General features: G+C 34.3%; 8 protein-coding genes. 1 reads left to right on the plus strand and 7 read right to left on the minus strand.

The window, feature by feature from the left end; all coding sequences use genetic code 11:
- Positions 1-33 precede the first annotated feature (33 nt).
- The 6 genes from pulA to QTL86_RS08405 all read right to left on the minus strand — a co-directional run bounded on the left by pulA (position 34) and on the right by QTL86_RS08405 (position 14936).
- On the minus strand, positions 34-8247 hold the full coding sequence (gene pulA, locus QTL86_RS08380) for a type I pullulanase (RefSeq protein ID WP_410496962.1): 8214 nt from the start codon (positions 8245-8247) through the stop codon (positions 34-36).
- Between the two features lie 400 nt (positions 8248-8647).
- Positions 8648-9928 carry a SpoVR family protein gene (locus QTL86_RS08385; RefSeq protein WP_410496963.1) on the minus strand — a complete coding sequence of 427 codons (1281 nt, stop codon included), beginning with the start codon at positions 9926-9928 and terminating at the stop codon, positions 8648-8650.
- Between the two features lies 1 nt (position 9929).
- Positions 9930-11123, minus strand: coding sequence for a sporulation protein YhbH (gene yhbH / locus QTL86_RS08390; protein ID WP_127066398.1), 1194 nt, complete (start codon positions 11121-11123; stop codon positions 9930-9932).
- A gap of 9 nt (positions 11124-11132) precedes the next feature.
- Complete coding sequence (locus QTL86_RS08395) at positions 11133-13055, minus strand: serine protein kinase (protein ID WP_410496964.1); 1923 nt, start codon at positions 13053-13055, stop codon at positions 11133-11135.
- Positions 13056-13130: 75 nt separating this feature from the next.
- A complete protein-coding gene (locus QTL86_RS08400) occupies positions 13131-14351 on the minus strand; it encodes a glycosyl hydrolase (protein WP_127066396.1) in 1221 nt (406 codons plus the stop codon).
- 48 nt (positions 14352-14399) lie between these two features.
- Positions 14400-14936 (minus strand): Holliday junction resolvase RecU, encoded by a 537-nt coding sequence (locus QTL86_RS08405; RefSeq protein WP_127066395.1) that lies wholly within the window; start codon positions 14934-14936, stop codon positions 14400-14402.
- 95 nt (positions 14937-15031) lie between these two features.
- On the opposite strand from QTL86_RS08405, the gene QTL86_RS08410 reads away from it, so the two are divergent.
- Positions 15032-15901, plus strand: a complete 870-nt coding sequence (locus QTL86_RS08410) for a hypothetical protein (RefSeq protein ID WP_127066394.1) — start codon at positions 15032-15034, stop codon at positions 15899-15901.
- Between the two features lie 83 nt (positions 15902-15984).
- On the opposite strand, the gene QTL86_RS08415 is transcribed toward QTL86_RS08410, so the two are convergent.
- Positions 15985-16953 carry an RluA family pseudouridine synthase gene (locus QTL86_RS08415; protein WP_127066393.1) on the minus strand — a complete coding sequence of 323 codons (969 nt, stop codon included), beginning with the start codon at positions 16951-16953 and terminating at the stop codon, positions 15985-15987.
- Positions 16954-16955 lie beyond the last annotated feature (2 nt).

The following is a 16955-nucleotide window of genomic DNA, read 5'->3' on the forward strand; positions in this document are numbered from 1 at the left end:
TATCACCAAGGTAGAACGATTTAGATCTGGCTATTAGTATTCTCCTGTTTTTTCTAAGAACATCACAAGCATTCTAGCCATTTCTGCTCTTGTTGCAGTTTTTTGTGGTAAATACTGATTATCACCATTTCCTGTAACAAGACCTAATGCTTTAGCAGCTTTAACACTTGCCTGAGCCCAAGTAGCTACTTGACTCATATCATTAAAGCTTTGTGTATCATATTCTGGTATTTTTTCTAAATCCATATTCATAGAATAAGTATATGCTTTTACAAGAAGTGTTGCTAACTCTTCTCTTGTAATGGGTTTATTAGGCTTAAAGCTATTATCTGCATAACCGCTAATAAGTCCTAACTCCTTAAGCGCTATAACAGAACCACTATACCAGCTATCACCTTGAATATCTTTGAATTGACCTTCATTTTGAATGTCCTCAGTATTGATATTTAACATTCGACATAAGTAAGCTGCAAATTCAGCTCTTGTTAATGTGCCTTTTGGATCAAACCTATTCTCTGTTTTACCCATGGCAATATGCCTTGCTGCTAAAACTTCAATACTATCTTTAGCCCATGGTACTAAGTCTAAATCATCAAAGGTTTTTTCGTACATCATTACCGCATATTGACCAGACTCTATCATTTTAAAGGTTATACCTTCATCTGTTAATTGACCACCCTTAAAAATCAACTTGCCTGAATCAGTAATTTGATAAACGCCTACTTTTCTCTTATCTGTAATAGCTGCTTTTTGCTCAGCAGTTAGTGGTATGGTTACTTCTATACCATTCTCTAGTTTCTCTATATTTTTACCCTTCTCATCAATGATTTGTAACTGATGAAGATTGCTTATAGCGGTATAAAGCGTTTGATCTTTTACTTGTTCAAGGTTTGGTTTCTCTTCAAGTACTTTTTGGGTTACTTGAACTTTTGGCAAAGTAGTGGTTCCTCCGCTACTTGTTCCATTGCTACTGCCTCCACTACTTCCTCCATTATTATCAGTTGTAGCTTTCTTACCTGACAGAATAACTGTGCCACCTTCAGCTACATTTGGTAAGGTTACCAATACTGTTTGATCTTTTGTCACTATATAAGTCTTACCACTATATTCATCGGTTACTATACTACCTACTTTATAAGGTACTTTTAAAGTAATTTCTTTATTTGTTTTAGCATTATTAACAGCTACAACAAGAGTATTCTCTCCATAACTTCTTTCAAAAGCTATGTACTGATCACTATTGCCACCTGCTACTTGCTTTCTAGTACCTTTAGCAAATATTTCTGAGTACTTAGCTCTTATACCAAATACGTTTTGATAATGTTTCAAAATAAAATTACTTTCGTTAGCCTTACTCCAATCCATGTCATAGCGATTATCATAGTATGGCCAATTATTCTTACCACTCTGACCAAGTTCTTCACCATAATAAATAACAGGTTGACCTTTTGAAGTTGCTTGAAGTGTTGCTGCTACTAAAAGCTTATCTGTATTTTGCATACCAAGTGAATACAAGAAACCATCTTCATCATGGCTACCTAAGAAGTTACCATAGGTGGCTGTACTTGTTGCTTTTTCATTTAAAACTTGTAATTTAGCTTCTGCTTCTTCTAATCTACCATTTACAAAATCCTTAGCAATTTCTTTAAAATCAAAGTTGAGAACTGAATCTGCTAAACCACTATTAAGATAAGTATCTACTTCATTGCCACTTAGCCATGCTTCTACAATATATCTAAAGTTTGGTTTTACTTCTGATAAGGCATTTTTAAAGGCTTGAAGTGTCGCTTTATCTACATGCTTAGCAGTATCAATACGGAAGTAATCAATCGTATTACCTTGATTAGTCTTACCAAGTTCTTCTACCCATTTCACTTGCCATTCAATAATCTTACTCCTTACTTCTGATTTTTCTGTTATAAAGTCAGGAAGACCAGCAAGCTCACCATAAACTTCATCTGTACTACCATCTGTTCGAAGCATGCCGCTAAACACATCTTGCTCAGCAGTAGTTGGGAAACCGGCTAATCCACTTGGGCCACCATTTGCTTCTGGTGTATCACCACTCTTCATGCCATAGCCAGTGTGATTAATAACAACATCTACCATGATCTTCATGTTTCGTGCATGTGCTTCATCAATGAGTGTATGGAAATCTTCTATTGTTCCTAATTCTGGATTAAGTGCTTCAAAATTCTTTGCCCAATAACCATGATAACCATAATAACTCACATCACTGCCTACTTGACCTGGTTGTTTACTATACTCATCACTATAAGCTAAAACATTAAAATCGATATTATCAACAATAGGTGTAATCCAAATTGTATTAATTCCTAAATTTTTCAGATAATCTAATTTTGATGTTACGCCTTTAAAGTCTCCTCCGTGATAAGCTCCTTTATCCGCTACATTAACCTTATTACTGTCATTACTTGTATCTCCATTATTAAAACGGTCTGTTAGCATAAAGTAAATGACTGCTTCATCCCAATCAAAATGGTCTTTTCCTACTGACGTTTGTGGATTAATCGTTACATCCGCTGTACCTTTATAAATATTGCCATAAACATCATATACTTGAATTGGTAATTGTTTAAGCCCTGCTGTAGTAGTTTCTGTAGCTGTTAAAGTAATCGCTTTCAAGTCTTTATCTACTACTACACCAGCTTTTCCACCAAGGCCTGTTAAATCTACTGTTATTTTATCAATTTCTAGTTGCTTGTTTGCATCTTCACCTACTGTTTCGGCTTTAATGTGGAGTACTGCACTTTCTCTAAAGTTAAAGGCACCTGGTTTTACTTCACCTGTTACCTTGACATCTAGTTTTTGATATTCAATAACAGATAAACCATTTTCTACCTTAACATTGTTAGGATCAAGTTTTTTCACTCTATTACCAAACCCATCTGTCACATAATAGCAATAGTAGTATTTACCTGATTCTAAACCTTTATAGGTATACTTAAATAACTCATTTTTAGCATCATATGCCATGTCATAAAGCTTACCATTAATTTCAACCTCTACTTTTTGAATAGTATCCATTTGATCTGTTTTGAATAATTTATTATCCCTATAATAGAATAGGATACTATCTTCTTGTGGTAAAATCTGAGGTGCTGTTGCTGGTGCTAAAACCTCTATCTCTTGTACCATTGACGTTACTCTTGCTTTAACAATAGTCTGATCTTTTTGAACTGGAATAAATCTATCACTTGTAATATCTTGTTTAGCTGTATTCCAATCTGTTCCCTTTCTTACAAGAAAACCTACACGGTCAGCATCTGGACCTAATTCCATCACTGCAATTGCTTTATCCTCTGTGATTTCAGTAAAATCAATCTGGTCATTCTTAGCACCAGTTCCCCATACCCATAAATTCCAGTCTGTATAATCCTTATCAGGTCTTATGTATTCAAGGATGAGATAGCGTTTTTCATAAGCTTTAACAACAAGATTAAGCGTTTCACTTGCAGTTCCTGCTGTTGCTGTAAGCGTTACTTCTCCTGCTACTATACCTGTTACTTCTCCAGAAGTGTTGATACTAGCTACAGAAGGATCACTAGATTGCCATGCTACTTTAGCGCCTAGCATCTCTTGATTAAATTGATCGTATACTTTAGCACTAAGCTGAAGCTTATAGCCTTCATAAACATAATCTTGAGGTGATGCTAATTCCATTTTAGTAGGCGTTAAGGCATTAACAACTTCTACTGGTAAGATTGCTGTAGCATCTCCACAGCTTACTGTAATAGCAGTCTTTCCTACTTTCTTAGCTGTTACTTTACCTATACTATCTACACTTGCAATCGTATCATCTTGAACTGTCCAAATTATCTTTTGACCTGACATAACTGCGCCCATCTGGTCTTTCACAACTGCTTTAATCATTTTGCTTTGATTAGTAGCTATACCTAAAGTACTTGGTGTAAGTGTTATTGTTTTAGGTATTGGCTCATAATTGGTACCTTCATCATAAAGTACCATCATAGATAATGGTGCTACCTGTACACTACTAGCCGCTAACAATTGATTAAGAACTGCTGTTCCTGCTTTTTTATCATTGACAACGATTTTCCAATCGGCTGTACTTGGTAATTTCACTTCTTTAACAGTATTATTGCCGTTATAAATGACAACAATATTTTTCCATGCATCACCATTGGCGTTATTTTTTAATGTATAAGCTACCACGTTGTTGCTTTTCACATAAGCATCTATATTCGCATTAACTTCTTTACCTGTTGTCATCCTAAAAGCCGGATGTGCTTTTCTAAGAGCAATAAGCCCCTCATAATACTCAGTTACTTCCTTATAGCTGTTTCTGTTTGCCCAGCTAATCATATTAATGCTATCTGGACTCTTATAGCTATTGTGGTCGCCATATTTTGTTCTAAGGAATTCTTCACCGGCATGAATAAAGGATATACCTTGAGAAGTAAGTGCTATGCCATTTGCTAGTATGCTTCGTTTAACGGCTTCATTTTCTAAAACGTTACCGGTTATGCTTGCATAAGGTGTTTTGGCATCTAAGCCCATAGTAGCAAGTACTTTATCCCAAAGATTAAGATTATCGTGAGCTGTTACATAAGAAACAACTTCTGTTGGATGAGTAGCAAAAGTATTAATAGCACCTTTTACACCTTCTACAATACTAGCTTCTTGGCCTGTTGCACCTGTTGCAAAACCTTTGCCAGCTCCATCACTATCTCCCTTGATGGCTCCTCTAATCTCATCATTGAACACACCGAAATCTTGGCCTTTTTGACTACCTTTAACAGTTTGTTGTTGTAATGGCGTACTTCCACCAGTCCAAGGTTCACCATAAATAATAAAATCTGGCTTGATTTCATTCTTGATTTCGCTTGTAATTTGCTTCATGGTTTCTGTATCAATAAGCCCCATTAAGTCAAATCTAAAGCCATCTAAATTATACTCTGATGCCCAATACTTAGCAGAGTCTTTAATAAACTTTCTTACCATCGGTCTTTCTGAAGCTACTTCATTACCACAGCCTGAACCATTAGTAAACTTACCTGTATCATCTGTTCGATAATAATAACCAGGAACTACTTTATTAAAAGGACTTGTCACATCTGTGTCAAAGGTATGATTATATACCACATCCATAATAACACCAATACCTGCCTCATGAAGCGCATTAATCATTTGTTTTAATTCATTAACTCTTTTTACAGGATCTGTAGGATCTGTAGCATAAGAGCCTTCTGGTACATTATAGTTTTGTGGGTCATATCCCCAGTTAAACTGAGCTTCTGAGCTAGCTTCATCTACTGAGCCAAAATCATAGATTGGCATTAATTGCACATGAGTGATTCCTAACTCCTTAAGATGGTCAATACCTACTGGCTCACCATTTAGTGTTAATCCTCTCTCCGTAAAGGCTAGATATTTGCCTTTATTGACAAATGGCGCATTTGGATCAATAGACATATCTCTTACATGAATTTCATAAACTATAGCATCTGCAGAACTTGCAACTGCCGGACCTGAGTTACTATAAAAACCAGCTGGGTTTGTTGCATTTAAATTAATTATAGCTGCTTTTTTACCATTGACTGAAGCAGATTTTGCATAAGGGTCCATTGCATCTTTATTAACACTGCCATCTGCAAAGTAAACCGTATAGGTATAAAACTTACCTGCTAAATTACCTGCTAAATTCACAGTCCAAACGCCTGCACTCTGACGTGTCATAGCATGAGTAACACCTGTTTCAGTAACTGCATTGTCATAAAGTACCACTTCTACTTTAGTAGCTGTAGGTGCCCATAGTTTAAAGGTGCTGCTTGATGATGAATAAGTCATCCCTAAATCATCACCTGAATAATAATAAGCATCATCATCTAGAATTTTTCTCATAAGTACATTGCTAGCTTTAAAGCTTGGTGCACTTACTGTATATTGTTTAGTCACGTCAATAGCTGTGCCATCTGCTATAACTAATTTTACTGAAGTATCACTTATTTTAGTTGCAGTTGTTGCAATAACCTGATTGGCTGCCACGTCCTTAAGTTCAATACCGGTTAGTGCTGTGATAGGGTTATTAAAGCTAACGAGTATCGTATCTTGGCTGTCTGCTAAGGCACTTTGCACTTTAGCTGTTAAATCTGGTTTTGAATAATAAACCTTTTCATCCCCCTGTACACACCATACTTCTACTTCTGTTTGCCCTGTTGGTACAGTGACAATACGGTCTCCACCATCTTCACCTTTCCAGTCGCCTTTTTTGAACTTGAAATTAAGTGCATTGCTAGGTACCTTATATAGAGCTTGTTTAAATTCTCCTACTAACTCAGTAGCAAAACTAACATCTACTCCACCTTTGCCCGTTTCCCAAGTCCATATACTCCAATCTGTATAATCTGCGGTTGGTCTATAATAATTAATCTTATAAGTATAAAGCTGACTTACTACTTCTACTTTAATCACTAATTCCTGATCCCCTGAACTAGCCATTAAATCAACACTATTACCAGTAAATGTTTTATCGACTGTAAGGATACCATTTTCAAGTGTAACCCCTGTTGGTGCTGGTTCTTTTAAAGCATAGCTAGGTGTTACGATTGTGCTCTTACCTTGACTATCCCATAACGTAGCACTAGTAGGTAAAGAAGTTGGCACTCCTTTTTGCACACTTATTGCTTCTACTACTAGACCAGGTACGATAAGAATAGAATTATCTTCAGTTCCGGGATTTAAAGGATCTTTAAAAGAACCATTCCAATCCTTATTAGATAATTTAAACTTATATTGATACTTGCCAGGCGCTACAGGATTTTTAGTGGTATAAGAGAACATGCCTTTCTCATTTTTAGCAATCTCTTTACCATCCCAGTCTTCTCCTTCTACTGTACCAGCTATATAAAGCTTTTCACCTGTATAACTTGGGATATTAAAAGTTACAGTTCCATCAGGATTAATGACTGGACTTTTAATGAGTTCTGTTACCGCATTAACTTCTATGGTAGTTATTAAGCCATTATATTCTGCTTGTAACTGAATTTTACCTGCTGGATAATCAGCTGCTACGTTTAATAAGTTACTACTTAAACTTAATTTGCTATCAGGATTAACTAAAGAATATACTGGTTCTACTTCCTCTACCTGCTGACTTTCTTTATAATACTTAACTTTTGGTAAAGAAATAGATTCGCCTATTTTTACCTCTAAAGGTTCTTTTTGTATAAGACCTTCTATGTAAACTAAACTATTTCCACCACTTGTTTTATTATTATTTTTAGGATCAGGAATCCAATCCTTACCATTTACTACAAACTTATACTCATTAATAATGTCAGTTACTTCTACTGTTGTTTCCCATAAACCCTCACTGTTTAATATCATTTGATTAGCAGTTTGGTTCCAGTTATTAAAACTACCTGCTACGTATACGTTACTAGCTTCAGCATTCATATACTTAAAGATAACATCTTTTCCTGATACAGTGGGACTTGTAAAGTCAATCGGTACAACACTTGAAGCCTGTACTGTATAAGTATTAGCATAAGTTCCTTGTGGATTCATATTAATACCTGATTCATTCCATGCATCTGCCAACATATTAGCAGAGTCTTCTGGAATAACATTAAATGCACCATGCTCATTACTTGTATTTCCACTCAGGACAACAATAGGATGAATCTTGCTATCTGTCGTTACACCTAAAGCAGTTAATGGAATAGAACCTTCAATCCCTACTGCTCTATTACCTTTCACTACAATATCTTTTGGATTACTTGTTGTATCTAATACAACTTCTATAGCGCTACCTGTTGTACTTTTTGTTAAACTAGAATAACCTGCCACATCACCTGCAATACGAATATTCACATGATACTGTGGCGCTGCTGCCATAGTAGTATAATTATATTGATTTCCCCATGGATTAGCAGAATCACCTACCTCCTGATCTTCTACATAAAGTCCTAGGTCAACATACATACCAGTAGAACCCCAATTAGGGATATTTGTATCAATCCAAAAATAGAGATTTTTAGAATCATTAGATAGATACAAGTCTCCAAGTGTTGTACTTGCCCATCCATCTGATGAACCTTTTCCTAAAGAAGTGGTATTCCAATCTGCTTTATCACCATCTACAGCTGTGAATGTAGCTGCTTTAAGGGTATTCCAGTTCATGCTAAATCCCGTAAACATGGAAAATACCATACAAATCACAAGTAACCATGCAAGTCTTATTTTATTGCCTTTAAATTTCATAGTTTAATTATTCCCCCTTTCATTCCTCTTACTACCTCATACTCTTTTACCCCTCTTCTCCTTTCACCATTAATTTATACTAGCTACAAGATAGATTTAATGCTCTTCTTATAAGTAGTAAACATAATAGAATTTCATTTTTGATACCCTTACCGGTAACGTTACCGTTATAGTATCAAAAATATGCAATTAATCTCACCAGACATCACTTTCCATTAAGCAATATTTATAAAATTAACTGCATTTTTCTTATTGTTATTATATATTACTCCTTAAAATAATTCAATATATTTTATATATTACTTTATTTTATATAATATTTTAAACTTGTACCCTTATTTTTCTTCTCTCAAAGTAAAAGAGCCTTGTTTACTTAAAAAGCTAACAAGACTCGTAACATCTAAATATTCTCTATACTTACTTTTTTGCTCGTAGTACAAATAACCTTTCTAGGGATATTAGCTAAAGTAGTATATAAAATCGTCTTGCCCCCCCATAAAGTTTGAATATACTTGAGTGTTTCCGTGGCATAAGCTAGATTTAACTCTTTGTCGTCACTTATATGCTCTAACACCAAAGTGTGCTCTTGATGTAACATTTCTTTGACTTGCACGACAGGCATACCACCCATACCTACATTATTAGCAAGTGTATTTCTAATTTGTTTCCAGCCTATGTCATTAGCCACTTCAGATACAACATAATAACGCTCTTCTTCCTGAAATTCACATAGATGACTCTTCGTTGCTAAGTCATACGTTAAATACTTTCTTATAAATGAAGCATCTCTTTCTAGCATTCTGATTTCTGCTAGTTTTTTAAAATCACCATCATACTGGTGATACAAATCCTGCCAGATTTTAAATCCTAAATAGTAGGGATTGAGCTGACCTGGCACTTGACAAATGACACTATTATGCACCTTATAAAATTCTAAGCTCATCCCCTGATTTAAGCTAAGACGATTTAAGATTGTATAATGCCAAAAGGTAGCCCAGCCCTCATTCATAATCTTTGTTTCAATCTGAGGAAGAAAATACCTACTTTCTTCCATTACAATATTAATGACATCTCTTTGCCACTCTTCTAAATCACCAAAGGCACCTAAATATTCAAGGAGATTGTCATAAGGATAAATAACTTCTTCTCTAGGTTCAAAAGGTTTACTTCTAAAGCTGTGGCACTGATAACGAATGGAATGAGCTGCATCTAATATCTGCTCTACTGCTTCATAGCCAATATTAGGGTCCTTTATATAATGCCTGATACGATCAGCATGGGTTTTAAACTTCTCTACGGTAAGTCTTGCATTGGTGTGTGTAGTAAATAGACGATTATTCTTAAAAAAATCATTATGCCCATAAACATGAGCAATTGTTAAAACCTGCAAAACCAAACTATTATCTTTCATCAGGTAAGCAATACAGGGGTTCGAATTAATAACCATTTCATAGGGTAAACCCGTTAAATTATATCTATATGCTGTTTTTAAGCGATCATAGCTTTTACCATAGCTCCAATGTGAGTAATGAGAAGGCATACCTACATATGCTTCATAACAAAGCATATCTTCAAAACTAATGATTTCAAATTCTTGAGGATAATAATCAAGTCCAATTTCATCAGCAATACTTTCTATTTGTTCATTATACCTTTCTAAATCCTTCATTGTATAATCCATGCTACTCACCTCCCTTAGCCAATTTTGCTTTGGATTCAATAGCAAGCATTTCCACAAAAGCTGTCCATACTTCTTCTTTCCTGGTAATCTTGACAGCTGTAAAATTTGCTTTTTTCACATCCTCTAAATACCTCGACATAATGGTACTGGTATACGTACTTGTTTTAATTTCGCCATAACCAAATAAATTGCATACATCACATAACTCGTTAGCTAACTGTACTGCTTTATCATTATCTTCACCCCAATTATCCCCATCACTACAATGAAAAGTATAAATATTCCATTTAGAAGGATGATATCTTTCTTCAATCAGTTCCAAAGCTTTTTCATAACCACTACTAATATAAGTTCCGCCACTTTCTCCTCTATGAAAAAAATCATTTTCGCTTACTTCTTTAGCAACTGTGGTATGGGCGACAAAAGCAATTTCCACATGTATATATTTAATACTAAGAAATTGATATAGTAAAAAATAAAAGCTACGTGCAAGGTATTTTTTTGTTTGCCCCATTGATCCTGACGTATCCATAATACAAATAACTACCGCGTTTGAATCTCTCTTGAGCTTTGGTTTCTTATAAAAATATTTTAAGTCATCCTGATGAAATGGCATTCTATCCTGAGCATCAAAACTTTGCCCTATTTCGCTATAAGTCTTTTGCTGCCTTTTTTCTCTTTTTATTTTTTCAATAACTGTATGTTTCTTAGATAATCGGCATCTAGCACCTTTATCTCTTACGCCATTTCTCTTTGATCCATACTGAGTTTCAATTTCATTGAATTGTTTATGCTCTAAATAAGGGAGGCTGATATCCTCAAACAGGTAATGAATAGCTTCTTCTACTGTAATCTCTGTTTCATAAATTTCTTCTCCTTCATCATTACCCGCCCCTTCATCTCCTGTCTTGCCTTCTCCATATTCCTTTTTAGGGATTTTTTTGCCTTTTTCTTCTTCGCCTGTCCCCGAAATAACACCTTTTTGATTACGTCCATGTTTAAAATAATATTCTTTAAGACCTTTAATGGGAATTTTGATCTTCTTATTTTTAGCTTTACCTATAATACTTTCATCTGAAATAATACTTCCTATATTATCTTTAATACTCTTCTCAACCAACTCTCTATGTCGTCTGCGATCCTCCACGCTACGATCTCTGCTATGGGGTTGAAACTCTTTAAAAATGGTTGTCATAAGCTTCGCCTAATCTTTCCACAAATTATTAGCAGCATATTTAAGAATCACATTACAACAATGATTACAATAGCCATTAGCTTTCATTTCTTCTACCATAGCATCATATTTGACATTTTGTTCTTTATCTCTTACCTTACTTTGTGTAATAATACGAGATAATTCTCTTACAGAGGTGGTGAGTTTCTTTTCAATAGCTTCTTTAAGTGGTTCATAGGAGGTATAGTCCACTTTTCCGCCATTACGTACAATAGAGAACATATAGGAAGTCACATCTTGTCTAAATCCTTTAGCACCTGCTTGAGTAATGCCTAATTGTTCTTCAATAGAACGCATAAATTCTTCATCAGGATTCAGCTCTTCTCCTGTATTTTGATCCTTTAGCTTTGTTTTATTGGCATAAGCTTCGGCATGATCTAAGTAATTATTAAATAAATCTTCAGCTTGTTCCTTGTAACCATGTATAAAGGCTTTTGTCACTTCTTTCTCAAGTATTTTATGATATTCTTTCTTGATCGTATCTTGTAAAAAGCCCAAATACTTTTTCTTTAATTCATCAGAAATAGTCAGTTCTTTAACCTCTCTTAACAAAACTTCCATTAATCCAATTGGATTAATACAGTGGCATTCAGATTCTGCTAAAGCTGTATCGATTGCTTTAAAGATAAAACGTGTAGAAATGCCAGACATACCCTCTCGTTCTGCTTCATCCTTTAATTCTAAGATATCAATACGTTTTGTTGTTCCCTTTTCAATAACTTCCTCACCATTATAAATCTTTAATTTGGTTAATGGATCTACCTTAGCAGATGGTGCTAGTCTAGAAAGGATAGCAAACATTCCTGCTAACTCTAATGTATGTGGTGCGATATGAGAATTAAAATTTGAACGTTTAAGCATCTTATCATAAATCTTAATTTCTTCACTTAGCTCTAAACAATACGGTACTTCAATTTTAACGATACGGTCTAATATAGCTTCATTGGTATGATCTGATTTAAATTTATTCCATTCTGCTTCATTGGAATGAGCTAGAATAACCCCATCAAAATAAATCATGGCGTTCTTACCCGGAGATGGTATACTTTTCTCCTGAGTTGCTGTAATCATCGTATGTAAATATTCTACATCATTTTTAAATACTTCTATAAATTCTACAATACCACGATTACCTGCATTAAACGCACCATTTAGGGATAATACTCTTGGATCATCTTCAGGATATAAATCCATTTTTGATATATCAATAGAACCTACTAGTACTGATGTATCTTGGTTATTAGGATCTACTGGTGGTACTACCCCTATTCCTTTTCTTGAGCGAATAGAAAAGTCTATAGCTTCTACAGGGAATTTTTCATATTCACCATTAAATTCATTCATGAGACGATACTTACAAACAGGGCATAAATCTCCTTCAATTTTAATATTCAGTAATTTTTCGACTTGCCCCCTCAGATGTTTAGGCAAAAGATGTAAAGGTTCCTCTCGCATGGGACATCCCTGTAAGCTATAAATAGGAGGGCTTTCTTCTAACAAACGTTTAATCGCATCAATCAAGGATGATTTACCAACCCCTACAGGCCCAACTAAATAAAGGACTTGCCTTGATTCTTCCCCTTTCATAGCTGCTGAACAAAAGTAACGTACAATCTTCATAATCGTTTGATCAATACCAAAAAAATCATCTTTAAAAAAGGCATAGCGTTTAATAATTTCTTTTCCATAAATACGCATTAACCTAGCATCTTCTTCTGTTTTAATATGCTCTACACCTGGCTTTGTCAATAGATGATATAACCTTTCATGAGCTAGCTGGTAGGATGTCGTATCCTCCCTTAATAGATTTAAATAATCTAAAAAAGTTCCTTTAAACTTATCTGCTTTCCTTTCTTTACGGTCTTCTAATATGAGCATAGAAAAATCCACCATATATTTTCACTCCTTTAAATGGCTAAGGGTCTCTTTAAAATATATGGTGGACGGAAACAATACATGCCTAAATTTTTATGACTTATAATAACAAGCGGTGTATTTACTTAATTCATCTAAAGCATAATAAACCTCTCCTTGTAAATCTTGTTTTTTTGCTACCTTTTTTAAATTCACTTTAGGAAAACAAGTACCCATGTACTCTTCTGAGATATAAAGTTTATCCTCAAAATAAGTTCCTATAATACTATATTTCATATAGCAAGGTACTTTATCCTTTTGCGGTATTTGTAATGTATTTTCACAAGCCAGTGGTAAAGTAAGAGCTTTCATTGTATTAATAAGTGCTGGTTGTGTTGTCAAACGGTAATCTTCTTTATTGTTATTACTGATGGCGTTCATATCCACATTCATATATAAAACACCTCTTAACCTAGGGTAATTTTCCAGTACCTCTTTATAAAATAACGTTAATTGGTCTTGCGTCTCATGAATGGTATAAACATGATCCACTCTAGAAAAATGTGAAATAGCTAAAGAAGATATCAGCATAGGCTTAGTATGTTGAAAATTTTTATACCAGAAATCTAATTGCTTCGTTCCTTCATAACTATAACGTTCACCCTGCTTATAGCGTGGTATATAAATATTGATACCCGCCCAATCGATATATTTATCTCCTGGATAATAAAGTGGCATATCAGAAACCCTGGATTCATCAGTGCTCCATACTACAATAGCATTTTTAACATACTTATGCACAATCTCATAAGCTCTTTGATAAATCTTTTTATATTCACTAGGTGCGTAATTTCTAGTAGTAAGTGGGTAAAGCTCAATAAATACTGGCATACCATATGCTGATTTTAAGTCATAAACTAAATGATATAACGGCGTTAAATCATAATTGTTATCCAATACAATCTTAATGTAAGGCACTTTTTTTTGTGCCATACATCTTAAAAGCTCTTGTGCAGGGAGGTTTTCCTCCAAATTATATTCAAATACTTTAAAAGTTTGAACCTGTCCTAACATTCTCTCATAAGCTAGTAGGTCACCTGTTATATTCTCATCTTTTTGAACATATGCCCCTGTGTAAACACCTGATACAGGCTCATATTCACCTAATTTAATTTCTTCTTCTACATAAAGTTCTAAAGGTACTTGCCTTTGCGCATATGCTTCAAGGCCTACTGTCTGTTCATCATAAAGAACGCTTTTGCTACAAGCACTTAATGAAAGTAGCATACCTGCAAGGCCTATAAACAATACTCTTTTAGGAATTGTGTGCTTCATAGCTCTCACCTCCTATAGATTATTGTCAATAATTTCTCTATTTATACATTATTTATAACGTGCGTCTATATAACTTTGTAGTATCTTTAAATAATGCACATATAAACCGCCTTCTAAAGGAATTAAATATTTTTTCTCAAATTTATCATAAGGAATGGACTTTCTTCCTCCTTCTTCTGCTTCTTTATAAAGACGTTCTAAGTCATCAATAGGTAGAAAATAATATTCCTCATACTTTTTAAAGTTGACAACTAAAAAAGCTTCACCACCCTGCTTTTTAAAATCACTCATAAAGCGCACTTGATGGTCATGAATATTACTCATGGGCAAAAAATTTTTCGTTGTTTCTTTGGCATCAAAACAAATAGCGACGCCTTGTACAACACCAATATAGTCTACTGTACTTTTTTGTTCGAAATACGCCAGGGTAATCGTTCTCTTTTCTTGATCGATACGTATTGGCTTAATAGGTGTTGGCACTTTCTGAATAATACCTAGATTCTTTTCTCTATACAATTCATTGGTTAAGTTAATTTGTTCTTCTAATTCATTTCCTCTTAAACCTCTTGTATTCCAATAACCCAAATTTTCTCCCCCTTTTATTGATTTTTTGTAAAATATTGGTTATTATTATATTAATTAACAATCATCTATTTATTTCTTACTAAGGAGGCGGTTCTATGCTACGCTACATACGTTTTTTATGGAAATGTAGCCAAACACGATTTCAATTTTTTTCCTATCCTTCCTTGCAAAAAGCAAAATTCTTAGCTGAAAATAATTTGTCCTTCTTAGCAGGGATTTATTATTTAGACTCTAAAGAATATACGGAAGCTGCATCTTGCTTTGAAAAAGCTGGTGCTTATAAACACCTTATTATTGCTTATCAAAAACAAGGTCTGTATGGGAAAGCCATTACTTTAGCAGACCAAAAAAAATATTATGAACGTGGTGCTGCTATTTGTTTGCACATTCATGATTATCAAAAAGCAGCTTATTTTTATAGTTATTTTAATCCTTTAGAAGCTGCTAAGCTTTACAAACAAGAGTACTGCTTTTATGAAGCTGGTTATGCCTACCTCTATGCTTATAATGGTTTGAAAGCCATTGATTGTTTTAGGTGTTGCAAAAATCCATTGCAAAAGGAGCAGGGTTTAAAAGAAGTGGCAGAATTTGCGCTAGTCCTTTATTTTACTAAACAATATGAAGAAGCATTCGAACTCTTTATCAAACTGAATGATTATTATTCTGCTCTTGAATGTGCTAAAAAATTAAAAGAAGATGAATTAATTAAATCTACTTGCTTACTCATTGGTATGGAAGAAGCAGAAAAAAAGCACTACTCTTTTGCAGCTAAATGCGTAGAACCTTTTGATACGGAATTAGCTATGTATTATTATAGCTTAGACCATGCCTACGAAGAAACTGTACGTCTATTGCTCACTCATGGCGATTATGAGAAGGCGTTACACATTTGTTTGCTAGAAAATGACTTGAACCGCGCATATGAAATTGCTTCTACTTATAATCCTACCTTACTCAGTTCATAAAATGCAAGTTCTTTCCAAACTACTTTAAAAGAAAGGGAGCAACCTATGGCACATGCCTAGATTACTCCCTTCATTACTTGTTATTATAAAAGAGCTTCTCCTGCACAAATCTGTGAATAAATAGCAGGTGCAGGTACAGTAAATACACGATCTTGTAAATATAGAAATGGTGCCTTACAAAGTTCGAATTTCACTTTATATGCACATAAAATCTGATACTTTAAGCCGTACTGAGAAGCAAAATATTGATTTTCTATAGGGTCACCATATTTAGGATCTCCAATGATGGGATGTCCAATTTTACTTAGGTGGGCTCTAATTTGATGCGTTTTCCCTGTCACCAACTGTACTTCAACTAAAGTATATCTACCATTGGTCTTTAAAGGAAGAATGCGAGTTTCTACAGGCTTAGCACCTTCTACATATTCTGTTGTAATCTTTACTTCATTTTTGCCTTCCTGCTTTATATGATAACCTTTTAAAATCATTGGAGCTGTTACCCTACCTAGTACAATACTCATATAATACTTAGAAATTTGCTTCGTTTGAAGCATCTCTCCTAGTACTTGAACCGCTGGAATATGTTTACCTACTAATACAATACCTGCTGTATTACGATCTAGGCGATTACATGGTGCCGGTGTAAAACCTTTAGAGGTTTTGGGGTCATAACTCCCATTATCTTTTAAATAAGATAAGACTTCATCAGCCAAACTATGCCCTGTTGCTGTATCTTTTTGAGTAAGTAATCCCATAGGTTTATTAACAATCAGTATATGCTCATCTTCATAAACAGTTTGAAAGCTAATAGGCACTTTTTTTACTTCTTTTTCACTAGAAAAGGTCTTAAATTGTTCTTCTGTGAAAAAGATTTTTATTTCATCACTTTCTTGTAAGATTTCATTGCCTTGAGGTTTCTTCCCATTGTATTTAATTTTTTTCGTTCTCATTCCTTTATAAATGAAGCTTTTAGGACATTCATTTAAATATTTCATCAAAAATTTATCTAAACGTTGATTTGCTTCTAAAGGCGTAATTGTAATCTGTCTCATTT

It is taken from the genome of Cellulosilyticum sp. ST5, assembly GCF_046529625.1.
Classification (GTDB): Bacteria; Bacillota; Clostridia; order Lachnospirales; family Cellulosilyticaceae; genus Cellulosilyticum; species Cellulosilyticum lentocellum.